This is a genomic window from Streptomyces sp. NPDC048018 (assembly GCF_043202995.1).
In the GTDB taxonomy this organism is placed as follows: Bacteria; Actinomycetota; Actinomycetes; order Streptomycetales; family Streptomycetaceae; genus Streptomyces.
In genome coordinates this window covers 821,615-847,353 of the sequence record NZ_JBIDBK010000001.1, presented here as the reverse complement: position 1 = coordinate 847,353, position 25,739 = coordinate 821,615, and the positions used below count along the sequence as shown (strand labels likewise).

General features: G+C 68.7%; 19 protein-coding genes and 1 pseudogene. 8 read left to right on the top strand and 12 right to left on the bottom strand.

Going from position 1 to position 25,739, the window contains the following annotated elements; all coding sequences use genetic code 11:
* Nucleotides 1-247 precede the first annotated feature (247 nt).
* Genes ACGF1Z_RS03855 through ACGF1Z_RS03845 form a run of 3 tightly spaced genes read left to right on the top strand, consistent with a single transcriptional unit; the run spans nucleotide 248 to nucleotide 4,006 of the window.
* A complete protein-coding gene (locus ACGF1Z_RS03855) occupies nucleotides 248-523 on the top strand; it encodes a hypothetical protein (RefSeq protein WP_392999550.1) in 276 nt (91 codons plus the stop codon).
* On the top strand, nucleotides 520-1,380 hold the full coding sequence (locus ACGF1Z_RS03850) for a universal stress protein (protein ID WP_392999548.1): 861 nt from the start codon (nucleotides 520-522) through the stop codon (nucleotides 1,378-1,380). The genes ACGF1Z_RS03855 and ACGF1Z_RS03850 overlap by 4 nt, the downstream gene beginning before the upstream one ends.
* A gap of 7 nt (nucleotides 1,381-1,387) precedes the next feature.
* A complete protein-coding gene (locus tag ACGF1Z_RS03845; protein ID WP_392999546.1) occupies nucleotides 1,388-4,006 on the top strand; it encodes a cation-translocating P-type ATPase in 2,619 nt (872 codons plus the stop codon).
* 91 nt (nucleotides 4,007-4,097) lie between these two features.
* On the opposite strand, the gene ACGF1Z_RS03840 is transcribed toward ACGF1Z_RS03845, so the two are convergent.
* From ACGF1Z_RS03840 to ACGF1Z_RS03820, 5 genes are all read right to left on the bottom strand, one after another.
* Nucleotides 4,098-4,784, bottom strand: a complete 687-nt coding sequence (locus ACGF1Z_RS03840; RefSeq protein ID WP_392999544.1) for a response regulator — start codon at nucleotides 4,782-4,784, stop codon at nucleotides 4,098-4,100.
* 38 nt (nucleotides 4,785-4,822) lie between these two features.
* On the bottom strand, nucleotides 4,823-5,479 hold the full coding sequence (locus ACGF1Z_RS03835) for a CBS domain-containing protein (protein ID WP_392999542.1): 657 nt from the start codon (nucleotides 5,477-5,479) through the stop codon (nucleotides 4,823-4,825).
* A 26-nt stretch (nucleotides 5,480-5,505) separates the two neighbouring features.
* Nucleotides 5,506-5,964, bottom strand: coding sequence for a Crp/Fnr family transcriptional regulator (locus ACGF1Z_RS03830; protein WP_392999540.1), 459 nt, complete (start codon nucleotides 5,962-5,964; stop codon nucleotides 5,506-5,508).
* Nucleotides 5,965-6,078: 114 nt separating this feature from the next.
* Entirely contained in the window at nucleotides 6,079-6,624 is a 546-nt protein-coding gene (locus tag ACGF1Z_RS03825) for a flavodoxin family protein (RefSeq protein WP_393000302.1), read from the bottom strand.
* A 14-nt stretch (nucleotides 6,625-6,638) separates the two neighbouring features.
* Nucleotides 6,639-7,283: a hypothetical protein gene (locus tag ACGF1Z_RS03820; protein WP_392999538.1), complete on the bottom strand. Its 645-nt coding sequence runs from the start codon at nucleotides 7,281-7,283 to the stop codon at nucleotides 6,639-6,641.
* A 737-nt stretch (nucleotides 7,284-8,020) separates the two neighbouring features.
* Here ACGF1Z_RS03820 and ACGF1Z_RS03815 point away from each other — a divergent pair.
* Complete coding sequence (locus ACGF1Z_RS03815; RefSeq protein ID WP_392999536.1) at nucleotides 8,021-9,157, top strand: tyrosine-type recombinase/integrase; 1,137 nt, start codon at nucleotides 8,021-8,023, stop codon at nucleotides 9,155-9,157.
* A gap of 416 nt (nucleotides 9,158-9,573) precedes the next feature.
* Here the strand turns inward: ACGF1Z_RS03815 and ACGF1Z_RS03810 are convergent, their stop codons facing one another.
* On the bottom strand, nucleotides 9,574-10,410 hold the full coding sequence (locus tag ACGF1Z_RS03810) for a hypothetical protein (protein ID WP_392999534.1): 837 nt from the start codon (nucleotides 10,408-10,410) through the stop codon (nucleotides 9,574-9,576).
* Nucleotides 10,407-15,050 carry an AAA domain-containing protein gene (locus ACGF1Z_RS03805; RefSeq protein ID WP_392999532.1) on the bottom strand — a complete coding sequence of 1,548 codons (4,644 nt, stop codon included), beginning with the start codon at nucleotides 15,048-15,050 and terminating at the stop codon, nucleotides 10,407-10,409. The genes ACGF1Z_RS03810 and ACGF1Z_RS03805 overlap by 4 nt, the downstream gene beginning before the upstream one ends.
* 330 nt (nucleotides 15,051-15,380) lie before the next feature.
* On the opposite strand from ACGF1Z_RS03805, the gene ACGF1Z_RS03800 reads away from it, so the two are divergent.
* The 3 genes from ACGF1Z_RS03800 (at nucleotide 15,381) to ACGF1Z_RS03790 (ending at nucleotide 18,901) form a co-directional block, all read left to right on the top strand.
* Nucleotides 15,381-16,715 carry a hypothetical protein gene (locus tag ACGF1Z_RS03800; RefSeq protein ID WP_392999530.1) on the top strand — a complete coding sequence of 445 codons (1,335 nt, stop codon included), beginning with the start codon at nucleotides 15,381-15,383 and terminating at the stop codon, nucleotides 16,713-16,715.
* A 1,178-nt stretch (nucleotides 16,716-17,893) separates the two neighbouring features.
* Nucleotides 17,894-18,094 (top strand): hypothetical protein, encoded by a 201-nt coding sequence (locus ACGF1Z_RS03795; RefSeq protein WP_392999528.1) that lies wholly within the window; start codon nucleotides 17,894-17,896, stop codon nucleotides 18,092-18,094.
* Between the two features lie 96 nt (nucleotides 18,095-18,190).
* On the top strand, nucleotides 18,191-18,901 hold the full coding sequence (locus tag ACGF1Z_RS03790; RefSeq protein WP_392999526.1) for a DUF6308 family protein: 711 nt from the start codon (nucleotides 18,191-18,193) through the stop codon (nucleotides 18,899-18,901).
* A gap of 759 nt (nucleotides 18,902-19,660) precedes the next feature.
* Here ACGF1Z_RS03790 and ACGF1Z_RS03785 read toward each other — a convergent pair.
* The 4 genes and pseudogenes from ACGF1Z_RS03785 to ACGF1Z_RS03770 form a co-directional block, all read right to left on the bottom strand.
* Nucleotides 19,661-20,591 (bottom strand): annotated as a pseudogene (locus ACGF1Z_RS03785) (IS5 family transposase).
* A gap of 511 nt (nucleotides 20,592-21,102) precedes the next feature.
* Nucleotides 21,103-21,792: a hypothetical protein gene (locus tag ACGF1Z_RS03780; protein WP_392999524.1), complete on the bottom strand. Its 690-nt coding sequence runs from the start codon at nucleotides 21,790-21,792 to the stop codon at nucleotides 21,103-21,105.
* Nucleotides 21,792-22,100 (bottom strand): DUF6112 family protein, encoded by a 309-nt coding sequence (locus ACGF1Z_RS03775; protein ID WP_386869888.1) that lies wholly within the window; start codon nucleotides 22,098-22,100, stop codon nucleotides 21,792-21,794. Before ACGF1Z_RS03775 ends, ACGF1Z_RS03780 begins: the two co-directional genes overlap by 1 nt.
* A gap of 82 nt (nucleotides 22,101-22,182) precedes the next feature.
* Nucleotides 22,183-23,328, bottom strand: a complete 1,146-nt coding sequence (locus ACGF1Z_RS03770; RefSeq protein ID WP_392999522.1) for a C40 family peptidase — start codon at nucleotides 23,326-23,328, stop codon at nucleotides 22,183-22,185.
* Nucleotides 23,329-23,908: 580 nt separating this feature from the next.
* On the opposite strand from ACGF1Z_RS03770, the gene ACGF1Z_RS03765 reads away from it, so the two are divergent.
* Complete coding sequence (locus ACGF1Z_RS03765; protein ID WP_392999520.1) at nucleotides 23,909-24,655, top strand: DNA-methyltransferase; 747 nt, start codon at nucleotides 23,909-23,911, stop codon at nucleotides 24,653-24,655.
* A gap of 98 nt (nucleotides 24,656-24,753) precedes the next feature.
* Here the strand turns inward: ACGF1Z_RS03765 and ACGF1Z_RS03760 are convergent, their stop codons facing one another.
* Entirely contained in the window at nucleotides 24,754-25,689 is a 936-nt protein-coding gene (locus ACGF1Z_RS03760) for a DUF5655 domain-containing protein (RefSeq protein ID WP_392999518.1), read from the bottom strand.
* Between the last annotated feature and the right edge of the window lie 50 nt (nucleotides 25,690-25,739).

Genomic DNA, 25,739 nt, shown 5'->3' with positions numbered 1-25,739 from the left:
CGCCGCGCCTCCTGTTCGTTCGAGGGTTCGGACGGTGCTGTCCCGCGTCACCACCCTCCGACGCGTGCATGGCTTGGGCGAGGGCCGAACGGTCCAACCTCGGGACCGAACGGGCTCGTCCCGGCCGGGTCTGTGCCCCGGCCGGGAAGGGGCCCTTTGGTCCCGCCATTGCCCCCAGCGGCCCTGCGGCCATCCGGGACCGGCTGCCAGGGTGGAAGGAAGCCCCTCGGACATGGAGGGAGGAGCCATGAACGGAACCACGGCCCGTTCCGGTCTCGGCAGCGTCGTCGTCGGGGTCGGCGGGTCGCCGTCCGCGCACACGGCGGTGATGTGGGCGGCGGCGGAGGCGGCCCTGCGGGGCAGCGCCCTCTTCCTCGCGGACCCCGTGGTCGTCGGAGGCCGACGGGCGCCCGGATACCTCGGACCCACCATCGGGCGGACGACGCTCAGTCTGTTGCAGCACGCCCACTGCCCCGTGGAGCTCATCCCCCGGCAAGGGCCTGGACATGGGAGCACGTCATGACCAGCACCACGGATCGCGGAGACGTCGTCATCGGCATCGACCCGGTCAAGAACTGGCGCATGGCCCTTGCCTGGGCTTCGGACGAGGCTCACCTGCGAGGAAGAAGGCTGCGTCTGGTGGTCGCGATACCACCGCAGCACGACACCCAGCACGTCGACGACACCCCTCGTCACCTGGCGCAGCGGCAGGCCGGTACAGAAGCCCTGCGGAGCGCGCTCGCCTGGGCGCGTGCCCGTCAGCCGGACACCAGGCCCACATCCTCCCTTCTGGACGGGTTCCCGGCAGGCGTTCTGGCCGGTCTGTCCCACGAGGCCGGCGTGATCGTGCTGGGCTCCCGGCATCTCAGTCGTACCGAGGAGTTCCTGAGCGCCGGCTCCCTGGTCGTCCCGGTCACCGCGAAGGCGCGATGCCCGGTGGTCGTCGTGGGCGACGCGGAACACGTCACGCAGGCCACGCCCTGTCTCGTGGTCGGCATCGACGGCAGCGAGTCCTCCCGAGCAGCTCTGGCCTGGGCCTTCGAGGAAGCGGATCTCCGGCGCTGCGCGCTGCGTGCCATCGCCGTCTGGCAGCCACCCGTCTTCTCCCTGCACAGCGCCGACACGCTGTTCCACGCCGAGCGCCGCCTGCTCTCGGAGACCACCGCGGGCTGGGCGGAGAAGTACCCCGACGTCCGGCTCACCCACGAGGTACCCATCGGCTCCCCCGTGGAGACGCTCGCCGAAGCGGCCGAGCACGCCCTTGCCGTCGTCGTCGGCCGTCGAGGCCGGGGCGGCTACAGCGGGATGCGCGTCGGCTCCGTCGTCCACGGGCTGCTGCACCGTGCCCACTGCCCGGTGATCACCGTCCCTGCCGGGTGAACGTGCCATGACCGCGTCGGCGGACCGGGCGCTCGCCTCGGTGGGAGAGCCGACGGGACTCACCCAGGCGGAGGCCGCGCGGAGGCTCGCCGACACGGGCCCCAACGAGGTGGCCGCGAGGAAGCCCGTACGGCTCCACAAGCGGGTCCTGGCCCAGCTGACCGACCCGCTGATCATGGTGCTCCTCGGCGCGGTCGTGCTGACCCTCGCCATCGGCGACCATCCCGACGCGATCGTCATCGGGCTGGTCGTCCTCGTGAACACGACCGTCGGCGTGGCGCAGGAGATCCGTGCCGACAACGCCGTCGCCGCCCTCTCCGCCCTCACCGCCCCGCACGCGCGAGTGCGGCGCGACGGCGCGGTCCGTGACGTCCCGGCGGCGTCGGTCGTCCCGGGTGACGTCCTCCTGGTCGGCGAGGGCGACATCGTCGCCGCCGATGCCGAGCTCGCCGCGGCCTCCGCCGTACTGGTGGACGAGTCCATGCTCACGGGGGAGTCCGTGCCCGTCGACAAGGACGCCGGCGCGATGCTGAGCGCCGGCACGGTCGTCGTCCGTGGCCGGGGCGTGGCCGTGGTCACGGCGACAGGGGCCGCCGGCGCCCTCGGCCGCATCGCGGCTCTGCTCGACGAACGGCGCGAGCCGACCCCGCTGCAGCGCCGACTCGCCTCCCTCGGGCGCGTCCTCGCGGCCGTGACGCTCGGCCTGTGCGTCCTGGTCTTCGCCCTCGGCCTGGTGCGGGGGCTTCCGCTCGGCACGATGGCGGTCACCGCCATCAGCCTGGCCGTGGCGGCGGTCCCCGAATCCCTTCCCGCCGTCGTCACCCTGGCCCTCGCACTCGGAGCCCGGCGCATGGTCGCCCGGCACGCCCTGGTGCGGCGGCTGCCCGCAGTGGAGACGCTCGGCTCGGTGTCCGTCCTCGCCACCGACAAGACCGGCACCTTGACCGAGGGGCGCATGGTCGTCCAGCACGTCTGGACACCACAGGTGAGCGCCGAGCTCTCGGGCGTGGGCTACGAGCCCGAGGGCGAGGTCCTTGTCGCCGGGAGGCGGGCGGCGGCCGACGAGCTCGAGCCGCTGCGGGAGCTGCTGACGGTGACCACCCTCTGCAACGACGCCACGCTACGCCCACCGGATTCCACGACCTCCGACGGCCGCTGGACGGCTCTGGGTGATCCCATGGAAGCCGCCCTCCTGACGGCTGCGGTCAAGACGGGCTGCCAGGAGCCGGGCGAACTGTCCGCGACTCGCCCTCGAATCGGAGAAGCACCTTTCGACAGTCTCCGCAGGCGTATGACCACGCTCCACAAGAGTGACGAGGACCGGGTGCTGGTCTGCCTGAAGGGCGCCCCTGAGGCAGTCCTCGACCCGGCCGTCGTGCGAGATCCTCCGAACGCGCTCGCCACGGCCCGGCACGAGGCCGCGCGCCTGGCCGCCCGCGGATACCGCGTGCTCGCCGTCGCGTCGGGTGTGCGGAAGGACCTCCCGAGCCCGGTCACGGAGGCGGAGTCGGGGCTGGCCCTGCTCGGCCTCGTCGCGCTCAGTGACCCTCCCAAGCCGCATGCAGCAGCCACCCTCGCCTCCTGCCGAGCGGCGGGCATCACCCCGGTACTCATCACCGGGGACCATCCGGCGACGGCTCGCGCGGTGGCGTCCCACGTCGCACTCCTGGGCGACGACGGGGGGACGGAGGGACACGTCGTCACCGGGGCGGAAGTGACAGCCGGACGGGTCGCCGACCTCACCTCCGTGCGCGTCTTCGCACGCACGGACCCCCAGCAGAAACTGGACATCGTGGAGGCGTGGCGCGCCAGAGGAGCGGTGACGGCCATGACCGGCGACGGGGTAAACGACGGCCCGGCCCTGCACCGTGCCGACATCGGAGTCGCCATGGGCGCCCGTGGGACGGAGGTGGCGCGGCAGGCCGCGGACCTCGTCCTCACCGACGACGAGCTCTCCACCGTCGTGGCGGCCGTCGAGGAGGGGCGACGCGTCTACGACAACATCCGCCGCTTCCTCGTCTACGGCATGGCCGGCGGCGCGGCCGAGATCCTCGTCATGCTCATCGGCCCGCTCCTGGGAATGCCGCTGCCCCTCCGCGCGGGCCAGATCCTGTGGATCAATCTCCTGACACACGGGCTCACGGGCGTCGCGATGGGTGCCGAGCCCGCGTCCCCGGGAGCGATGCACCGGCCCCCGCGCCCACCTGACCAGCACATTCTCGGCGGTGGCGCCTGGCAGAGGCTGCTCATTCTCGCTGCCGCCGTCACGGCGGCGTCCCTCGGCGCGGGACTTGCCGCCCGGGCACTGGACCTCGCCTGGCAGAGCGTCCTCTTCCTTGCACTGCTCGCCGCACAGCTCGGAGTCGTTCTGGGGCTGCGCACGCGACTTCTGACCAAGGAGAACCCGTTCCTCCCGCTGTCCGTCCTCGCCTCCGCCCTGCTTGCCGCGGCGGCGCTCTACGTACCCTTCCTGGGCTCGGTCCTGGAGACCGAGCCCCTGGACCTGGCGAGCGTCGGCATCGCTCTCGTCTGCGCACCCGTCGGCTTCGTGGCCGCACGCGTCCTACGGACCGCGTTCCACCCCACCCTGCCGACAGGAAGAGACGGCACATCCCGACCACGGTAGAAGTGCGCGCGCGAGGTGGAGACCGTGCGTCCGTCGCAGCCCCGGTCCCAGAGGGGCGGATCTCGCTCCCGGCCGAGCGGGTAGGTGCGTCCTAAGCCTCCTCGGCGTCGTGCTCGTGGACCTGTGCGGCGATGACGGCAGCCTGGACGCGGCGCCCCACGCCGAGCTTGCCCAGCAGCCGGGAGATGTGGTTCTTGACCGTCTTCTCCGAGAGATGGAGCCGCTTGGCGATCTGCCGGTTGGTGAGCCCCTCGCCGATGAGTTCCAGTACCGAACGCTCCCTCTCGGACAGCACCGTGAGCCGTTCGTCCTCCGGCGGCTTCGCCGCCGCGGGGTCGCGCAGCGAGCGCATCAGCCGAGCGGTGGTGGCCGGGTCGAGCATCGACCGGCCCGTGGACACGGTCCGCACGGCCGACACCAGGTCGGAGCCCCTGATCTGCTTGAGGACGTACCCCGCGGCCCCTGCCATGATCGCGTCGAGAAGTGCGTCCTCGTCGTCGAACGACGTCAGCATCAGGCACGCCACTTCAGGCATCCGTGAGCGGAGCTCCCGGCACACGGAGATGCCGTCGCCGTCGGGCAGCCGGACATCGAGAACCGCGACGTCCGGACGCAGTGCGGGTCCCCTGGCCAGCGCCTGCTCCGCAGTCGACGCCTCGCCTGCCACCTCCATGTCGGGCTCGTCGTCGATGAGGTCACGAAGGCCCCGGCGGACGATTTCGTGATCGTCCACGAGGAAGACCCGCGTGGGTGCGGTGGCTGCCGGACGATCGTCCATGGCGATCCCTGTGGTCGGTCGCGCTCGTGGTCCGCCCCTCAAGAGGATTGCCCGTCATCGAACGCCTCAGGAGGCGGATCGAGATCCATCCGGACGTCGACGACCCCCTCGACAGCGCGCACCGCCCGGGCCAGGAGCGGCACCAGCGACCGATCGGTGAGCCCACCACGTACCGCGGCCACCCCCTCCGTCACCGTGACGTCCAGTCCCGCCGGTGCAGCTGTCGTGCTGAGCACCGAGCGGCGGACGTCCTCCTCGATCTCGGTGTCCGTGCGGAGGAAGACCTTCAGCAGATCGCTCCGACTGACCACGCCCTCCAGCATGCCGACGCCATTGACCACGGGCAAGCGCTTCACCCTCCGTGTCGCCATGATCCGTGCCGCTTCGGCGAGCGTCGCATCCGGGTGGACGGTGACGGCCGGGGTGGACATGAGCTCCCCTGCCCGTACCGCTCCGGCTTTGGACGCCTCGGCGAACTCGTCCGGGCGGGGTTCGTCCGTGCGGAACTCTTCCTTGGGCAGCAGATCGGCCTCCGAGACGACCCCGATCACCCGCCCTTCTCCCTCCAGGACGGGCAGGGCGCTCACCTTCCACTGGTCCATGAGGGCGACGATCTCCTTGTACGGAGCGTCACGCCCGATGGCGACGGCGGTGTGGGTCATGACGTCGCTGACGGTGTATCGCGAGGCGGGCATCACGTTCTCCCAGGGGGTGAGAGGGCCTACATACCGCTCCCGTGCGGGGCGTACAGGTCCAGCAGCCGTACACGGGCGGAGAAGAGGCGGTGGGCGAGCATCTGTCCGGCGAAGTGGTCCAGGGCGAGGCCGAAGCCCGGATCGGCGTCCATCATCATGCGCACGGTCGCCGCGTCGAACTCGTCCGCGCGGACCCGCGTCATGGCCTCGGCTCCGAAGTGCCAGCGGTACGGCTCGAACAGCCATGACCAGCCCAGCAGTTCACCGGCGCAGACGCTGTCGACCACGGCCGGCCGTTTGCCGGGGACACGGACGTCCAGAGTGACCGTGCCGGTACGGATGATCCAGAACCGGTCGGCGTATCCGCCTTCCTCGAACAGCCGGGTCTCTTCCGGGAAGTCCACCGGGTTAGCGCGCTGCAACAGCCGGTCACGGTGCTCGGCGGAGAGAGCCGCTGTGAGCCGTGGGTTGGGGGGAGTGCTCATCGGGGCCTCCTGATCGGCGCTCGCTCCCAGTCTGGCCTTGTCGTGCGAGGGGAGAGGAGGGCCGGATGGTCCCTTGGGAGTGCTGGTCGGCCCGTGCGGTTCCCGGTGGGTCGGTCAACCGACTCGGAGGGCCGCGCCCCACGCCCTTGCGCGATCCCTCTCGCCCTCGCGCAGCGGCCCTTCGGTGTCCTCGATGATGAATCCCTCCGGTTCCGCGACGAGTTCGTAACCATGGCTGCGCAGCCGACGTGCGATGCCGCCGGCGGCGGCGCCGGCCAGGCGCAGGTCCGCCCGGGTGTCGAAGGCCGCGGCGGCATGAGTACCGGTGTGGGCCTTCGGGAGCGTGCCGTGGAACCAGTCGCGAACGCCAGGACCCTCGGCGCCTTCCTGCGGGGCGAAGGCCCGCTCCACCTTCTCGGCTTCCTTCGCCTCGGCCTTCAGCCCCATCTTCCGGCTCATCCCCGTGGTCATGCCCCGCATGTGGGTCGGACCGCCGACGACCAGCAGGTCCGTGGGACCGATGCGCTCCGGCAGCGCGTCGACCACTGCCACACATTCGACCTCGGCGTCCGGGTGCGCTTCCTTCACGCCCTCTCCGATCGCGTCGGCGACCTCGCGGGTGTTGCCGAAGAGGCTCTCGTAGACGATCACGGCACGCATCACGTCTCATCTCCTCAGGTGCTTCGTTCTCCGGCCTCGGAGGCCGCTTCGATCGTCCGCAGCGCCCCGCGCAGCACGATGCCGACGCCCGGGGAAACCAGCGTCCAGTAGCGTCCGAATCGTGTGGTGGACGCCGGGTCGGTGCAGGCGGTGCGCGCTTCGTAGGTCAGGAGGGACCGCCGCTCCCCGTAGGGGTGGACGACGAAGGCGGCGGCCATCTTCGCCCAGCCGGGCTCCTCGAAGCCCGCGAAGTCGCCGGGTTCGACCCGGCGCCACTCGATGACGGGCTTCCACACCTTGCCGACCGCCCCGAAGACGATCTCGCGCCCCGAGCGTTCCCCCAAGGCAACCCAGGGCTGGGCCTCCAAGTCCCCCTGATCACTGCCTGCGGCGGTTTCGAACAGGTCGGACACCCGCATGGAAGGCGGTGTGACCACTGGCCGACGGCGCAGTCGGTCCGGGACTCCACGGGCCCACATGACCGCGTCGAACAGCGGCGAGTGGATGGAGAGCATGTCCAGATCTCGGGCTGCGCGGTACACGACGTCGGGCGCGGCGGCGATCACGGCGCACTCCAGGCGGGAGAACCGGAACTCGGGCAGAGCCGCGTCCAGCAAGAGGGACTCGGCTGTCGCGGCGGGGCTCGGCCGGGTATTCATGTACACCTCCCAGATCCGACACCACCAGTCTGGTTCACAGGCAGGCGTCTCGCTGGGGCCGAACGGTCCCCAGTCGCATGGCCGGCTGTCGGCATGCCACTGACCCGGGGTGGACTCGGCCGGGTGGGGTTCCACGACGCCCGTGTCGAATGGACCTTCTGCTGCTCCAGACATGTGAAGACCTCGGGCTCTTGCAGAGCACCTTGGCATTCCTGCCGCGACCGAGCTCGCAGCCCTTCAGGAAACCGCTCGGGGCAGGAGCCGTACCTGCGGGCGGCTGGTGTCCCTGGATGCCGCAGTGACAGCGATCACGCAGAACCTCTGCGGGGCGTTGCGTAGGCTGGCATCGTCGTCCCGGCGGGGGAGTGGACGGGCTCGCGCAGCCCAAGCCGACCCGACCTGATGATGCGTCAGAAAAATCGGCAAGTGGTCAGCATGAGCCCTGAAGAACCTGGGGAATGCTGACCGGACCTGCGACTCGTTGTAGGGTGTGGAAACAGCCCTTGACCTGCAAAAACGCAGGCAGGGAGCCTATGTCCAGGAGTGCCTCGATGATGCGAACGATGTTCAAGTCCAAGATCTGACTATTTGGCGTTGCCGCAGGTCAGGGGCATCATGTGCCCCCCTCAGGTCAGCAAACGGTCAGCATGCGTCCGCATGATGTCCGCACTTGCTGACCTTCGACCCGCAGCAGGCGCCTGAGCATGATTCTTGGGCTGGATCGGATGGTTCGCGACATGGCCCGACAGCTCGCCCGCGGCATGGGTTCCTTCTTCAAGGACTGCGGCTGCGCCAAGCCCACCCGCTGCCCTCACCCGTACTCGATCCGTTTCCGCGACGCGCTCGGCAAGCAGCGCGAGGAGTCCGGATACGACACGCAGGACGATGCGATCGAACGCCTCACGCAGCTGTATGCGGAAAAGAAGACCACGGCGCCGTCCGTGGCGGCGGCCCGCCGTGAACTGGGTCAGCTGACGGTCGAGGAGTACGCGAAGCAGTGGCGGCCCCGGCAGCGCAGGATGACGGACTACTCCACCGGCGAGCACGTCGACAGCTCGATCAACGTGCATATCGTCCCGCGTCTGGGAGCGCGGAGGCTGAACTCGGTCACACCGATGGTGGTCGAACGCTTCCTGGACGAGATGGAGAACGACGGAGTCGGCCGGGGAAACCAGGTGAACATATTCCGCGTCCTGAAGACCATCCTTCGGGATGCGTATGCCAAGGGGGCCATGGCGGACGACCCGGTGAAGGGGGTCCAGGAACCGGAGTATGTGCGCGAACAGGTTGCCATTCCGTCTCTCGCCTACGTAACGAAAGCGCTGAAGGTCGCCGACGAGGACCTCGCGCTGGAGATCGTCATGATGGCGGGATGCGGTCTGCGCAATGGTGAGGCGCGGGCGGTGAATGTCAACAACGTCGTGGCGCAGGACGTCTACCGGGTGCGAGAGCAGATCCACTCGAACACGCTGAGGCCGGCGAAGCTGAAGCACCGCAAGGCGGGGGAGTTCCGTGAGGTTCCGCTGCCGCGGTCGGTGCGGGAGGCGATCGAGCGCTATGCGGAGAAGCACGGCACCACGAAGGATGGCTACCTGCTGCGCGGCCCGGGCGGCTACTTCACCGAAGGTACGGAGCGACGTCGGGTGAAAAAGCTCTTCGCGGACCTCCCGCCGGAGGAAGGCGTCGGGATGTACGGCTTCCGGCACTACTTCGCCTCGAACGCCCTCGGCAACGGCATCCCCATCACTGACGTGGCGGAGTGGATGGGTCACAAGTCCATCGAGGAGACGTACCGCACGTACCGGCACCTGATGCCGGGCAGTATCACCAAGGCCGCCCGGATCCTGGACGCCGGCCTCTGGGAAGCGGCCTGATTTCCGGTTTTGAGGGAACAGCAGGTTCTTGGTCTGTTGGTGGTACAGGAGTTGCATGCATGCTGACTAGGAGAAATAGCAGTTGGTGCGGCTCTGTGGCGGGGGTAGGTCCGGGAACGGTCCGGATCTTGACCCAGCTGGTGCCTGCCTGGCCCTTAGCTGGGGCTGTAGCGGCAGGGATTGGGTGCGATCGGGATTGGACGGGGCAAGCGGTCGGCTGCCCAGGCGCCCACACCGGATCGAGGCCGCATGAGCCAGTGGCTCGCGGGCCCCTCCAAGGCCGAGAAATCGGAAGGGTCGTGGGCCGCGCCGAACGAGGTGGTGACCGCGCACTGAAACTGCTGGGGGTGCCGGACGGCCGCCCCGTGCTCAGACTCGTCTGACGAGCTGCGCGCGGGACGGTGCGGTTCGGATGATCAGATTGCGTTGGGCTGGGAGTCTGCGAGGTCGTTCAGGACCGCGTTCACCACGGGCCAACACATGTCCAGGGTGTCGCGGTCCGGGGCGTGAGCCTCCCGGATCTCAGCGCGCGGATGTACGAAGTTGCGGTACTTGCGCAACTCGTGGCAGAAGCGCTCGACGTCGGCCCCGATCCAGTCGGCGTCGTGACAGGTCTTGATCAGGGTATCCAGGCTCACCCTGTCCGGGGATGTAGGGCCGAGTAGAGAAGCGTTGCGCTCTTGGACGACATGGACGAGGACGCCTTCGAGAAGGCTGCCGAGCATGATGATGGCGGCCACATGGGCGCCGTTGGCGTAGCAGGTGTGGGCCTCATCCAGGCGGTGCTGGAGGAGGCCGGCCATGTTCTTGTCCGTGATGAGGTCGGTCATGGTGGCTCTGAGTTCGACTGGGCCCTGGCTGCCCGGATGGGCGAGAGAGGGGTCGCAGGCGACGAGGCGGGGGCGGCCGCCGGGGTTCTCCAGGCGTACGCCCTCATGGATGAGGAAGGCGTTGACGGCGGAGATGACGGCGGGGAGCTGTTCGGGCTCGTCGAGGTACTCGCGTGGGTCGGCGAGCCGGAGCAGGACCCTCTCCAACTCGGTGGGATCCTCGCGGCGCTCGGTGAGTCGCGCGAGGGCCCACTCCCTGCGGTACTCGCCGTCGTACTCCGGCACGCGCTGCCAGCCTGCGTGTTCCAGGAATCGGGCGATCTCGTAGCCCTTGCGGTAGTAGAGGTGTTCGTCGCCGCAGATGACGCGGGCCAGTTCCTCCAGGGTGTTGGCGTCCAGGATGCTGAGAGGGGACGGGGTCATGCCGAGCCTTCCTTGATGTTGTCGGGTTCCTCGTCCTCGGCCGGTTGCAGAACAGCGAGGGGATCTGCTGCGTCGGTGGTGTCCGCGGCTTCCGCCGTGTCCACGGTCAGGTCCTCGTCGGAGGAGAGGTCGAGCGGGGTCCACTGCACAGCGGAGGGCGCGATGGATGGTGTGGGGGAGCGGGCGTAGTCGAAAGTGGCCGGATGGATGCCCAGCCGGTTCAGCTCCACCCACAGCCCGGTCAGTGACTCGTCGGGGTCGAAGCGGAACTCGCTCTCTCGGATACGCCAGAACGTCCAGCCCACCCGCTGGAGTTCACGGTCGCGCCACTGGTCGCGCCGGATCTGCTCGGGCGTGGAGTGGAATCGGTCGCCGTCGCACTCCACCGCCAGACGGCTGCGGGCACCCACCACCACGAGGTCGATGCGCCTGTTCCCAGCAGGGAACTGCGGGACGACGTGGTAGCCGCGTGCCTTCAGGCACAGGTAGACCTGCTGCTCGAAGAGGGACTCGAACGGATCCTCCGGGATGTCCGCCGAGACATCGCCGATCTGGTCGGCGCTCGCCAGAACGGCGGGCGGGTTCTCCATGTAAGCGAGGAGATTGAACCGGAGGTCTTCCTTCTTCAGGCGGTCCGGCGGAATCGAGTAGAACAGCCGCATCTGGTCCTGAGCCCGGGAAGCGGCGACGTTGTACGCCTGTCGTTCGCTGCGGGCACCGCCCGCGATGCGCGGCGGGTCGGTCGCCACCATCGACAGCAGGATGACGTGCCGCTCGTCTCCCTGGAACGAGGCGGGATTGCCCACCCGAATCTGGTGGTGTTCGCGTACCGGCGCCGGAATCCTCTGATTGATCAGCTGTTCCAGGAGCTTGACCTGCCCCACCGGGCCTTGCAGGGCGATGACGCCCATGGTCTTGTCCTGGTAGGCGGGATCTTCGACCAGCCGGGCCAGGCAGTCGGCGACGGCCTCGGCTTCCTTTGGGTTGCGTAGACGGCTGTCGCGGCCCTGGGTGACCGCTCCCTCGACGAAGTGCGTCACGAGCGGGTCGAGACGCTCGCCGCCGAACTGCCGAAGCGGCTGCAACTTGTCGTTGTAGAAGGTCCGGGAGGACCAGCCGATGATCTCGGGCATGCAGCGGAAGTGCTCCTCCAGCCGGATCACCTTCGGGAAGAACGTGGACAGTAGCTGGTACAGATTGGTGGCAGGGGTGTAGAGCTGGCGCAGCATGGGCGGCATGTCGGGCAGATGTGAGAGGAGCCGGTCCTGGATCGCCTGGAGCCGGCCCATGCCGCTGACCGGAGGCGCACACTGCTTGTCGTCGCCGACGACAATCACGCGGGGAGCAAGCCACAGCAGGAACAGCGCGTCCATGCCGGCCTGGCTGGCTTCATCGACGATGACGACGTCGAAGGCGTCGCGCTTGGGCGCCACCATCTCCGCCACCTGAGAGATGGGCATCACCCATGCAGGCACCGCTCCCTGCGCCGTCCGCATCGCGTCGTGCGCTGCGGCACGAAAACGGCCCGCGTTGCGGCCCTTGCCCTTGCCGTACGAAGCCATGTGATTGCGGTATGCCTGCAGCGCCGAACGCTGCTCCTGTGTCATGCGCTTCAGGCAGTGCCACCTCCCCCAGGTGGCGGCGAGATCACCGGTCAGTGCCTCCAGGCGGCGTTCGCACTCGGCAAGCTCGCCCTCCAACTGACGCTCTCGCCCAGGAGTACGCCGGCGCTTCACGAATGCGGAGGCCGTCGCCCAGGCCCATGCCTCAGCCAGGGAGTCCAGCCGCTTCTCCCAGGCTGGATCGTTGGCATCCTCCGTCAGCTGGTCCGCGAGCAACGGGTGCGCCCGGCGCACGCTGTCCAGGAGTACAGCGCACCGTCGCCGGCGGTGCTCGCGCCGGTGAGCCTCCCGCAACGCGTCAAGCTCCTTGGAATAGCGCTCGGTGTCCTGTTCCCGGATGGCATGTGCTGCGGCCAGCGCCTCAGGGGCGGGACGCGAACCCTCCGACGGTGTACGCAACTGCTCCTCCCACGTGGCCAGTCGGATCAGTGCCTCGTCCGCGGCCCGCCGATCCGACAGCGCCGCCAGTGCATCGGCGAAGTCCTGCCAGGCCATGCGTGAGGTGAGATCGATGTGCAGGCCGTGGCGGACGAGGACGTCGTCGATGCGCTCGCGGGCGGCACCGAAGGCATCGACCTGCCTCAGGCGCGTGTACGCCTCCGTCAAGGACGCCAGTCGGAGTTCCAGGGGACCGTCGGAGAGGGGGGCACCTGCCTGCGCCCACCGGCGCGCGATCGCGTCCACAGTGGCGAGTGCCCGCAAGTGTGCGAGGACGACATCGAGTTCGTCCGGTGTGCCGGGCGAATGACCGTCGACAGAGCAGACGTCGAGGAGGTCCTGGGCGTCCTTCTGAGCCTTCGAGGCCAGGAGGCTGCCCCGCTTGCGCAGCCTGCCGCCCCCGGCGAGATGGGCCCGCAGGGCGGCGCCGGCGGTACTGAACGCGTCGGCCTGCTGCCCCGTGAGTGCCTCGGGCAGGAGCACACGCCGCGTCACGACGGCTTCCAGCTGTTGTGACACCTCGGTGAGCTGGTCGTTGAGGGTGTACACCTGGCGCCACATGGCGGAGTCTTCGCGGGACAGGCGGGCGGTCAGAGCATTCGTGGTCCACTTGTCGGTGTCCCAGCGCCTGGAGTTCGGTGGCAGGCCGAGGTGGTGCAGGGCCGTACGACAATCGCTCGCGAGTGAGACCAGTTCGTCGGTGACGGAGGTGTCGAGTTGCGCGAGACTGTCGCGGATATCGACCGCTTCGAGGGACAGGCCGTCGTCGGTGATGCGTCCCGCCTCAATAGCCTGACTCAGGTCCTCAGGGGAGGGGAGGGTGTTGGGATCCGGCAGAGTGCCTCCGGTCCGGGGTTCCGCGGCGCCCTCGCGCAGCAGGCTCAGCAGTTCGGCCGCCTGAGCGGGTGACAGCGGAGGGGAGGAGGGTGTCGGTCCGCCCTCCGGGACCAGGCCGATCCAGGAGTGATGCTCGGCATTGTCGCGGACGCGCTGCACGATGGCGGCGAGGACACCGCCGTACCCGGGGGCGATCTCCGGGTGCCGATACACCTCTGCCTCCCGCAGTGAGATCACCTCCTCGGTGAGCGTGGCAATCCGTTCACGAACCTCCTCACGCTGTGCGGCAAGCTGGCGGATCTCGTCCTGCAGCTGCTCCGGGTCGCTGGCGGCGACTTGGTCGGTCAGGGCGTTGATCGTCCGCTCCAGTTCGTCCGCCCCGTCCTGGCGGGCGGAGCTGAGCAGGAGGACGCACAGGTCGCGTACGGCAGGAGGAAGTTTGTCCCGCAGGACGGTCAGGGCTTGGTCCCGGGCGCTGGTCACCAGGACCCTCTGCCCCTGGGCCAGCAATGCCGAGACAAGGTTGGCGATGGTGTGCGTCTTGCCGGTGCCTGGCGGACCCTGCACGACCACGCCGGTGTCGTGTTCCAGGCGCCGCAGCACACTGCGCTGGCGTTCGTTGGTCTTGCCCGGGAAGAGCGGGTCGCCCCCGAACAGGGGCGGGATCTCTCGCCCGTCCCAGTTCGCACGAGCCTCGGCGTCCAGGGGCAGCACCAGCTGTGCCAGTGCCAGCGGCGCGTGCGCCTCCGAGGCCACGCTGTCGGCAATCCGCTCGTAGAAATTCAGCAGGGCGTTTCGGTCCCGGGGGCGCAGCACCAACGCCGGGGCGTACGTGAGGCGTGCCCCCGGCTCCGGCTCGCGGGGAGGCTGCCACTCGGCGCTGAACGTCACGGGACGCTGTAGCACGCGTTCCTGCCACTGGGCCAGGTGTTCCAAGGTTTCCGAGCCGAGAAGGTGCAGCGACTGGGCCGCGATCTCCTCGGCGAGCGCGGCCGACCGCTCGGGGGCCCAGCCGTCGTCGGTGTCGAGGAATGCCTGGTCCTCCAGCCGTACCGCCCCTTCGGCCGTCAGCCGGACAGTGAGCCGGGCGGTTTTGCGGTCCACCGAAGTCTCCACCCGGTGGGTGAGAATATGACGATGGACGGCATCGCCGCGCGGATCGCTCCAGGTCAACAGGCCAGTGACGAGCACGAGTTCGAGCTGGTCGTCCTGCTGGGTCAGTTTCTGGTGCCAGTGGTAGACCTGCTCGTACAGCTCCCGCAGGGCCCGCTCGGCCCGCTCCCGCTCGGCCCAGCGGCGCCACCGCGCCAACCACGGTCCGTAGGCCCGCAACACCTCGGCCGCGTCCTCGCGGCGGACGCTGTGGTCGTCGGCCTCCTCTCGCCATTGGCGACCGTCCTCGGCACGCACCAACTCCTTCCCCGGTCCTTCGCTCGCGAGCGGCGGATCCTCACCGTCCGCGTCCCGGCAGAGTTCAGGGGACACCCAGCCGTCCAGCACCTCCGGCAGCGGCGGCGGGGCAGCCTGGGGCACGTGGTCGAGGGTGAGCAGGACGCCGTCGGGCCGGTCAACGGGGCGTCGTACGGCGGCCGGCAGACTGGCGAGCCACAAACGCTCCCGCGAACGCCGGTCGTCCCGTAGACGCTGGTGGCTGCTTTGGACGACCTCTCGCAAGAAGCCGATCAGCCCGGTGGTCTGCCCGATGACATCAGAGTTGTTCGCGGCGTGTCGTGGCACCTTCACCTGTCTCCCCTCAGCTGGTGACGAACGTTCCAGAATCGGGTGGCCGAGGAGGCACGACAACGCAGTCCGGGAGAATGGCGCGATCCACACACTGTATAGGCTGGATAAGCGCACTGTAATTGGACGGCGAGGGGCTCCCTTCTGAGGGCCCGTGCAGAGCGTGGGGCCGTTGTGTAGCGATTCAGGTCCTTGCACCGCCCTCCCTTTGCGGCCCTTCTCGCGTTGTCGTCCGAGCACGCGTTGTGGAGAGCTGAGCTTGCAGGGGGGAGCCGCGCAGTGCCCGGCGGAACTGCGCGGCCAATGTCGGTGGCAACGTCTAGAGTGCGGCACATGTCTGCTTCGTCGACTGAGCTCAAGGCTGAGGAGCCCCTGGCGCCGATGTACCCCTTCAATGCGCCAGGGGAGCCGATCACCCTCTACGACGGACCCATTGGACCGGCCGGGGCTGAGGCACCCGGGGTTGTGCAGTACGACTGCTCCCCGAAGCCCGGGATCTCTTGGCGGTTGCGTACTGAGGACTATGACCCCACCTCTATGGACAGGACTGAGCTGAGTCTGTTCAATCTCGGCATCGAACTGCCGGTGTCCGCCAGAGACGCTGTGAGCGGCTGGTCCAACGGCACTTCCTACGGAGACCCCGCCGCCCCGCTCGACCGTGTTGTTGCCCACTGGTTCAATCTGCCCCGATGGCGTGGATCAGCCCACCTCGAGGCTCATGCTGCTGATGGGACGCCGCGACTTTTGTCGGCCGGACGCAGCGTGTACGAGGCGGACGGATGGAGGATCACGCTCGACGTCCGCCCAGACCACGAGGCCGTCTTCTCTGATGTGCGCCAGGCTGACGTCTACGTCATGACCCATGTGATGGAGATCCGTCGGCTGGACGGAACCACGTTCACGGCCACCGAGGTCACCCCGGTTCTCAGTGCGCTGCACGTCGGGCTGTCCTTCGCGCTCGGCCGGTGGGTTGCCCCCGCCCTGCCCGTCGGCCTGAACGACCAGGAGCATGCGGCGTGGGGCCAATGGGGTCCGATGCTCTGTGACCCGGCCCGCCGCATCAGCTCCGGCTGGTGGTATCCCGAAGACCAGGAGTCCTTGGCAGGTCTGCTGGCCTGCCTCCTGCCTGCCTTCCGTGATCCCGACAAGGGGCAGGAGCTTCGCCTGCAGATGCAGTTCGCGATCACTGCCATCGCCGATCGGGGATTTGTCGAACAGCGGATCATGAGCGGAGCTGCCGGACTGGAGCATGTGATGTGGCAGGAACTCGTGCTCAGCGGCCGGCTCACGGAAGCCGAGTACGCATCCCGCGCACGGCCGGCTCATGACAAGCTGCGTACGCTCCTGACGGAGTCCGGGGTCGATCTGAGGGTGCGCGCAGACCGCCTGCCGGCAGCCGCTGCCTATGCGACCAGACAGCAGGTAGACGGTGGTCGGCCGGCGGACGGCGCCGACGTCGTCACCCGCGTCCGTAACCGTCTTGTGCATCCCAAAGAGAAACAAGAACCCGTCTACGGCGTCAAAGGACTGGTCACCGACACCTGGCTCCTGACCCGCCACTACCTCGCGCTGCTGGTGCTCCGCTCGATCGGCTACCGAGGCTCCTACCAGGACCTCTCCAGGACCAATAGGTGGGTTGGTGAGACCGAGCCCGTCCCATGGGCGTGAAGTCGAGCAAGCCTTCAGGAGCCGACAGCGCTCTTTCCGGGCTGGGAGGCCCCTGCGGTCGTACGAGGTGCTGGGCGACATCGTTGCGGCTGATGTCCTGCGAAGTCGCAGCCTCACGGATCGTGCGCTACCGCATCCTCTACTGATGACGGCGGTGTCCGAGTTCCGATTCGGTGACCAGAGGCCGACGCTGGCCTCCAGCCATGCCAGCCTTTGTACATCGGGATGGATCCGCGAACTTGAAGGTGCCCCGTGTGGGAGATAGAGGCGGATCGGCACCCGCCGGAACGTGTTCCCCTGGCGCCGGAGCCGGTCCTGGGCGAACACAAGGCCGCCTGCCCCCCCGCACCCCGGGGGACCCTGCGCCGGGTCATTCCTCCATACGCTGTAGGTCCGCCGCCCGGTGGGTCACCTGCGGACGCCAACCCGTCGACGAGGCGTCGCCATCGCGCGATCTGGTCCGGTGTCATGGCATCGCGCGAGTGAAGCCCCCGAGCCAGTCGGGGAGGCACCTGCACCTGTTCGCTGCGATGCGATGGTCGCCGTCGATCAGTGGCTCCGCCAGGCGGAGCCCCCGTGTCCCTCTGCCACGCGAGCGGGGTGCACTTGCCGAGACGTGCGAGTGCGTCGAGGGCCTCCGGTTCCTGACGGGCGAGTACTGTCCAGCGGTCCAGGAGGCCGGTGAGGATGTCGGGAGGGAGCCAGTCCTCCCGGGCGCGGGCAAGGCTCGCGTCGATGTCGGTGTCACTCATGTCGATCTCGGGCGTGGGCAGGAGCGACCCCAGCGCGCGGCCGTCCCAGTGATGGCTGGTGCGCAGCTGGTGCCGTCGCCGATGAAGTCGAGGGCGGCCTTCATGACGACGGGCCAGACGGTCGGGAGGGACGGACGAAGGCCGTCGTTGTAGGTGAAGAGCACGGTGAGGAACCCACGCAGGACCACACCCAAACCCAAAACCGTTCCACCGACCTAGCGCTTCACCGCGTGGCTCATAGCATCGCCACATTTCTGTGCGTATTGTGCGCGGGGAGGGGGCTGGGTAACGATGGCGATCTGTGACAAGTTGTTGAGCGGCATTGGCGGTAGCTCGGGTCCGTCGTGTCCATCGTGCGGCAGCACGTTGAAGAGCGATGGCACGTACGGTCAAGCCTACGAGTGCCCGACGTGCACTGACGGCGTCGTGTACCGCATCGAAGACGGCAACCTCAACGGCTATGGGGGCAACCGCAAGCACGGCGGCAGCAGTTGCGAGGTGTGTCAGTCGTCGTTGTCGACCGGCACGTCGTATCTTCCCTACGAAGACGGCAGCAACTCGCACGCGTACATCAGCTGTCCTTCGTGCGGCCACGAGAACATTCGGTACGGGTTCGGCGAGGACTGATACGGCAACGCCCAGCAGCGGAGTATCGCGGCGACCATTTCCCTTGCACAAGTCACTTCCGCACTCTGCCGCATGTGCAGCACGGTGAGGGGGGACATGAGCGGGCAGACCGTGCGTGTCGGCGGCCGAAGCGTGGCGCTGGACCAAGCCACGCAATGGATATGGCAGTACTTCGACGCTGAGGCGAATCGGGCGGCTGCTGTCGCCGCGAAGGGCAGACCGTATGCGTTCCCCGTCTACGATCGGATGGACACCGGAAGCGGGCCAAACGAACTCAACGACGGGGACCTGCTGGCACCGGTGTTGCTGAACGTCACGCCGAAGCTACATGCCGTCCTGAACCTCCAAGCTGTGCGCCCAGACCTGGAGGCAGTGCTCGCGGCGATTCCACCAAAGCTCACGCTGCAAGATGCGGTCGCCTCCGGCGCGCACACGGAGCCGTTGCACCGCATCGGCGGCCTGCTCGACGGTCCGGCCCCGCTCCGCGGGGTGGGCGGAACGATTCTGATGAAGATCATGCACCGCAAGCGTCCACTGTTCCTGCCGCTCTACGACACCCAGGTCTATGCCTGCTACTGCGGGCCCGGTGCGCGGTATCCGATCAAGAAGTCTCCCCAGCGCACCTGGGCACAGTTCCTCCGACTTCTCGGCGATGCCATGGCGCGCGACCTGGACGAGCAGCCGGATACGTGGAAAACGCTGATGGGATGTGCTCCGGACGGCGTGAGCGTGCTGCGCGTCTTGGACGTCGTCGCATGGAATCTCGGTGGCGATCTCGAGAGCATCCAACTGAGTCATCTGACTTGAACGATGGCCAGGAGAGCCTGACCGATCGGTGCACCCGCCGTCATGGCTGACTGTCGTTGGCTGGGGCTCAGCTGAGAGCGCTGAGGCGGCCTGACGCCCGGTGCGCCGGCGTGCCCACTCCTTCAGCAGTTCGTCGTCCTGCATCCGGGCGCATCGAGGGCCGAAGGGTAGGCATGTCCCGCGACCTTGTCTCCCGCGAGGGTTCTCAAGTATGGCGAGGAGCGTCCAACCGGTGCGCAGGAGTGCCCCCGGTCACCGCCGCGGCGGTGGCGGTCGCGGTACGGCGAGCGGTGCGTGCTGCGGGGGCGGGTGTGGGTGCGGCGACGAGGGTTGTGGCGGTGGCCGCTCGGTCAAGGTCTTCTCCGTCGTACAGCGCCCATCGGTCGGCTGCGGCGTGCGGCGTGGACTCGAAACGATGGTCCGGTCTGGTGCTGCCCAGGTGGTGCGGGCGGGGCGGTGACCACGTGCCAGGTAGCGTCGTGTAGGACGTCGTTCGGGTGGCTCACGGTGGTGAGGGGCGGGGCCTCGAGGTGCTGGACATCGCCCGGATGAGGGGCACGGGGGTGTTGGCGGTGAGGGCGGTGCCAGAGGTGCTCTCCGAGGCCGTCGTAATTCGCGATGGTCCAGACGAGGTCGGTACGGTGGCGTGCTTCGTCGAACTCGACTCGTACGGTGAGGGATTTGTGGGAGGCGATGGTCGTCTCGTCGCATGGGCGGTACGAAGCGCTTTCGACCCTTCCCTAGGTTCTGTCCGGCCGATCATGTCCGGAGCCAGATGATGGTTGCGGCGACGGTGACGGTGCCCAGGTAGACATATGCGCGCTTGTCGTACCTCGTGGACACGGCTCGGTAGTTCTTGATCTTGTTGATCGCCCGTTCCACGGTGTTGCGCTTTTTGTACCGCTCCTTGTCGAAGCCGGGCGGGCGGCCTCCTGCCCGGCCGCGGCGTAGGCGGTTCCCTGCCTGGTCGCTCTTCTCGGGAATGACGTGGCGGATGCCTCGTAGTCGCAGGTAGCGGCGGATCCGGCGGTTGCTGTATGCCTTATCGGCGCTCACGCTGTCTGGTGTGATGCGCGGGCGCCCGGGCCCGAGGCGGGGCACCCGAATGCCCTCTATGACCGGCTCGAACTGCGTGCAGTCTGCTCGCTGGCCCGCCGTCAGCAGCAGTGATAGCACGCGGCAACGACCGTCGGCACTCAGGTGGATCTTGGTGGTGAAGCCTCCTCGGGAGCGACCGAGCGCCTCACCTCCTGCACCACCTCCACCAGGCGGGCGCACAGTCTCACCCATGGTCTTCCGCTCTGGTGTGCCATACCGCGGCCCCTTTTGGCGCGGCGGGTGGCGGGGCGTTCTGGGCGCCGGCCGCGTGCTGGTGGGCACGGATCGAGGTGGAGTCGACCGAGACGTCCCAGTCGATTCCACCGACGGCATCGGCCTGGGCCTGCGCCTGCTGAAGCAACCGTTCCCAGGTTCCGTCGGCGGACCAGCGCCGGTGGCGCTCATAGACGGTCTTCCACGGCCCATAGCGTTCCGGCAGGTCACGCCACTGCACCCCAGTCCGCACGCGGTGCAGGATGCCGTTGACCACCTGGCGGTGATCGCGCCACCGCCCGCAGCGGTTGTTACCCGTAGGCAGGAGCGGCTCCAGACGTCGCCACTCCGCCTCTGTCAGATCCCCCCGACCAGTCATACAAGAGCCAACGAATCAGTGGGAGACATGGGTGCGTTCAGCACCTGCGATGCCACCACGCCGACTCCGGGTCTGCCATCGGCTCGTGATGAGTTCGTCCGAGGAGCACCATGTCCAGGCTCTCCACCTGCACCCGTAGTTCGCCGGCGGCCCTTGGCGGCAGCATAAACAGAGCGTCTTGCAGCTTGTCCCGGGCCCATCCCGCACCGCAGCACGGGCAGGTGAACTCAGCCTCCCATTGCCTCCACCGGCGCTTGGTGCCGTGGACGTGCACGGACCACACGCTCAGTGCCACTGCCACGATACCCGGAGACAATCGCTCTCGTTCGAGCACACGGACGGCGGCATTCGCCGCTCCTGACAGACCTGGGACATCGCGATACCGCACCCAGGGTCTTCCCCAGACGCGTTCCCGCGAGCGAAGTGAAGCTGGTGCTCTACGCGGCACGGCCCCTTCGGATGCAAGTCATGGATGGCATCCTCCCATAGTCCAAGATCGGCCGGACAGAACCTAGGGCGCGACAGACGGCATGACGCCGACCAGGGCGCAGGGGTGGTCGGGCCGACACTGGACCGCGAGGGTGGTGGCACGGCTCTCCGCGCCGCCGGCGGGCGAGCCCTTCCAAGCGATCGACTGCTTGCCGGAGACCGTGACGGCGTAGACGTACGCCTGGGTGATCGCCCCCGGGTCTTCCTGAAGGGCCCGGGTGAACGCGTTCGGGAAGTGCCCCTCGTACACCTTGGCTGTGGCGAACTGGCCGTTGGCGGCCATCTCCTTCCACAGCACCGCCGAGGGAACGACCTTGTCGACCGAGGCCGGGTCGGCGTACTTCGCCTCCGTGGTCAGCCACGCGCGCAGAGCCTTCCGCAGCTCGGGCTGCGCGTACGCACGGGTGTCGTAGGACCACAGCGCTGCGGCGGCTGCCTTCCCGTACGCGATCGGGTCATGGGTCTTCGGCGGGACCGGAAGGGCACGAGGACGGGTGTGCGGGGTGGACGACCCGGACGCCGAAGGAGCCGAAGAGGAGCTCGAGGGTGAACTCGGCGATGGAGCAGCGGCTTCGGAAGGGCCCCTGCCGTCGCGGGTGAGGTACGCGGCCAGGCCGGCGAGGGCGACGAGCACCGCCAGGACGACGGTGCCGAGCAGCGCCCGGCGGCGCACGTGAGATGCGCCGCCGGGGTGGGTGGAGTGCTGAGCCATCAGCGGACCTGCGTCCCCAGCGTGCTGAAGAAGGCCACCACGCCGTTCGCCGCACCGAGCAGAAGGGCCGCGCCAGCGCTCACCAGCACGCCCTTCTTGCCATTGGCCTCCGCCTGGTGGCCGCCGGAGTGGTGGCCCCAGGCCCACACACCCGCGCTGACGGCGAGGGCGCCGACCACGGCGATGAGCCCGAAGAGATTGATTGAGCCCATCACCTGCTTGAGCACGGACAGACCCGGCAGACCGCCCTCGTTCGGCTTGATCCCGGGATCGTAGGCGAGCTGAATGACCTGGTCAGCGAGATACATGGAGAACTCCAGTTGGATTACACGCACGCCAAAGCCCCGCTGGGGCGAAGCGGCGCTGCGAGGGGAAGGGGAGAAGCGCCGGTCAGACGACTCGGCGGGCCGCGAGAATCCGCGGTTTCCAGGAGGCGAGGGTCGTGATGCGGACCACGTCGCCAGTGCGGGGGGCGTGCACGATCAAGCCCTGACCGATGAGCATGCCGACGTGCTCGGGCACGGCGGCCGTGCCCTCGGTGAAGAGCAGGTCGCCCGGCCGGAGGGTGTCGACCGACACCGCCTTGCCCTCCTTGACCTGCGAGTACGTCGTCCGCGTCAGGGTGACCCCCGCGGCCTTGTACGCCTGCTTCATCAGAGAGGAGCAGTCACACCGGCCCATGGCGTCCTCGCCGTGGGAGTCCGTGCAGCTCCCGCCCCACTGGTACGGCGTGCCGAGCTGCCCGAGCGCCCACCGGATCGCCGTCTGGACCTCTCGCGGAGCGTCGGCGGGGATCTTGTACTCGGCCGGCAGCGCGCCGGGCGGGATGGTGCCGAAGTCGGTCCCGTCCCCCTCGGCACTACAACCGCCCGCGATACCGGGCGCAGGGCTGCCGGTGCCGCCCGAGCCGGACGGCGAAGGGTCCGGTGACGCGCTACCGGCCTTCGGCAGCAGGGGCTCGATGGCCTTCTGCAGAGCGGTGGCCAGGGGCTCCCACTTGGCGTACGCCTCCGGGAAGCCCGACCGCTGCACGGCCTGGGCGGCCTGCGTGATCGACAGGGACTCCCAGCCCGAGACCTTCCGCAACCCCTCGTAGAACTTGGTCGAGGCGTGCACCGGGTCGAGGATCTGGTCCGCGGTGCCCCAGCCCATCGACGGCCGCTGCTGGAAGAGCCCCAGCGAGTCGCGGTCGCCGTAGGTCAGGTTCCGAAGGCCGCTCTCCTGCAGGGCGGTCGCCAGGGCCACGACCTGCCCGCGGGCCGGGATGTTCATCGCGACGCCGGTGGCCTGGATCGTCTTGGCGTTGGGCACCTGCTCGGCCGGGTCGTCCAGGCCCGGCATGGAGACCGAGCCCTTGTCGCCGCCGTCCAGGATGGCCTTCACCTGGGTCGCGACGGCGGCGGTATCCACATCCTGTGCCCCGCCGGTCGAACAGGCGGCCGAGGCGGTCCCGGCCCCGATGGCGAGAACCGGAACGGCCAGCAGCAGCGGAGCGGTTGCGCAGAGACCGACGACGGCTCCGGTGGTCTTCTTCATCGCCGCCGCCGTTCACCGAGGCGGCGGTGCCGGCCGGGTGACGGCGTCGGGTCGGGGCGCGGAGGTATCAGGGCATGCTGCATCGCAGCGGCTCCTCGGTGTTCGTAGGAGGCGCGGTGCCGACTTCTCGTGCAAAGCCGCCGGCACCGCGCCGATGTGCATCCGCCGCTCGGGCGGGCCCGGGTCAGAGGAGTTGGTAGCTTCCGGACGCCGGTCTCAGGTCACGCGCGGCAGCCAGCCGCGCTCGTAATCTCAGGCAGTACACCGGGGCTCCTGACGGTGTGCGGGAAGGAAGAGAGCAACGTGCCTCCGATACCGCTCATCTGGACGAGACAGCACGGATAAGCACAGGTCAGCGGGGGCGGAGCGAGGCTCCTGCCCGGTGACACGGCGAGACAGTAGACAGGGATTCCGGCCGCACCAAACGACTCCCGGACCGCGGCCCGCAGCACGGCCCGCCTCGTTGGGTACGGCCGGAGAACGCCGCTAACCTCCAGCACAACCCCGCCCCGGAAGAACGCCGTTGAGCGCTGCCTTGAGCGGGCCCAGCCCCTGCCATGCCCTGAGAGAGGCCCTTCCCATGAGCTACACGCTGCACCGAGGCGACGCCCTGACCGTGCTGAAGTCCCTTCCGGACGAGAGCGTCAACGCCGTGATCACCGACCCGCCGTACAACTCCGGCGGCCGTACGAGCTCGGAACGCACCGGACGGACCGCGCGCGCCAAGTACGTCACCAGCAACAGCGCACACGACCTCGCCAACTTCCCCGGCGAGAACCGCGACCAGCGCTCCTACCGCTCCTGGCTGACCGAACTGCTCACCGAGGCGTACCGGGCCTCGACCGAGCACGCGGTGGCCATGGTCTTCTCCGACTGGCGCCAGGAACCGACAACGTCCGACGCCCTGCAGATGGCCGGGTGGACCTGGAGCGGCACCATCCCGTGGATCAAGCCCGCCAGCCGGCCCCGCAAGGGCGGGCCGAAGCAGGACTCCGAGTTCATCGTCTGGGGCGTCAAGGGATCCCTCGACAACACCCGCGACCTCTACCTGCCTGGCCACTACATCGCCTCCCAGCCCCGCAAGGACCGGGTCCACATCACCCAGAAGCCCGTCGAGATCATGCAGCAGCTCGTACAGGTCTGCCCCGAGGGCGGCACCGTCCTCGACCCGTTCACCGGCAGCGGCTCCACGGGCGTCGCGGCCCTTCGCGAGGGCCGTCGCTTCGTGGGCGTCGAGCTGTCCTCGCACTACGCCGACGTGGCCGAACAGCGACTCCGCGCCGAGCTGACCAAGGACGACTTCGACTTGGCCGGACCGGAGGCGTGATCATGAGAGCGGAGAGAGCCCGGGGCCGGCGGGCCGCAGACGCCGAAGGGCGGCTGGTGCATCGAGAATCCGATGCACCAGCCGCCCTTCTCGTTGCGTCAGGCCGCCTCGAACGCCCGCCGGATCAACGGCGCCGCCTTCTCCAGGTCGGCCGCCGAGGCGAGACGCACCTCCAGGTCCCCGGTCCCGAGATGCCCGATACCACGCATGTCCCGGATGAATCCCTCCTCAAGTACGACCGAGTCTGGGTCGAGTCTGAGATAGACCAGGATCGCCTCGTGCTTCGGACGGAAGATCACCGACGCGACGTTCACCAGCCGCCGGTAGGCGATGTAGTGCCGCAGCGGCGCCACCTCGACCTCGCCCCACGCCGTGAGCGCCTCGTCCAGCTCCGCGTACAGGTCCCGCAAGCGCTCTGGCACGAGGGCGGCACCCGCAGGTGAAGGAGTCGCGGGAGCCGCTGGCGCGCTGCCGACCACCGTGTCCCGCTCCAGGCTCCGCCGAGACGAAGCCGCGCTCGCTGAGCCGGGCGAGGAATCGACGAGCAGAAGGCTCAGCAGGCCGCCCTCGAAGACCCGGTAGCGCACCAGGTCGATCCGCTCGGGCAGCCACTGCACGGCCACACGGTCGTGGTGGGAGAAGCCGGCCGCGATGCAAACCATCCGCGGACGCCGCCAGTCGATCGACTCGGCGGCTTCCGCGCCCAGCACCTTCCGGACGAGCGCCTCGAACTCGTGCTGCGCCGAGCGCAGCCAGGACAGATACGAGACGGCCTGCGACAGCACCCCGCTGTCAGAACCCCGCTTGAACTCGATCACCACCGGGCTGCCGTTCTCGTCCAGCCCCAGTGTGTCGATCCGCCCCCGATGCCACGGACCAGTCGCATACTCCGACGCCACGAACCGGATCCCGAGCATCTGCTCCAGTCCAGCCTCGACCCGCCGCTGCAGCTCCACCTCCAGCGCCACCGTCGAACCGGACAGCTCGACATCCCGCCCGTCCGCGTCCTGCCGGAACAACATCAGCTCGGCCACCAGCGCCCCTCCTGTGATCTCCGTACGAAGACCAAACGTCGGAGGGCTCG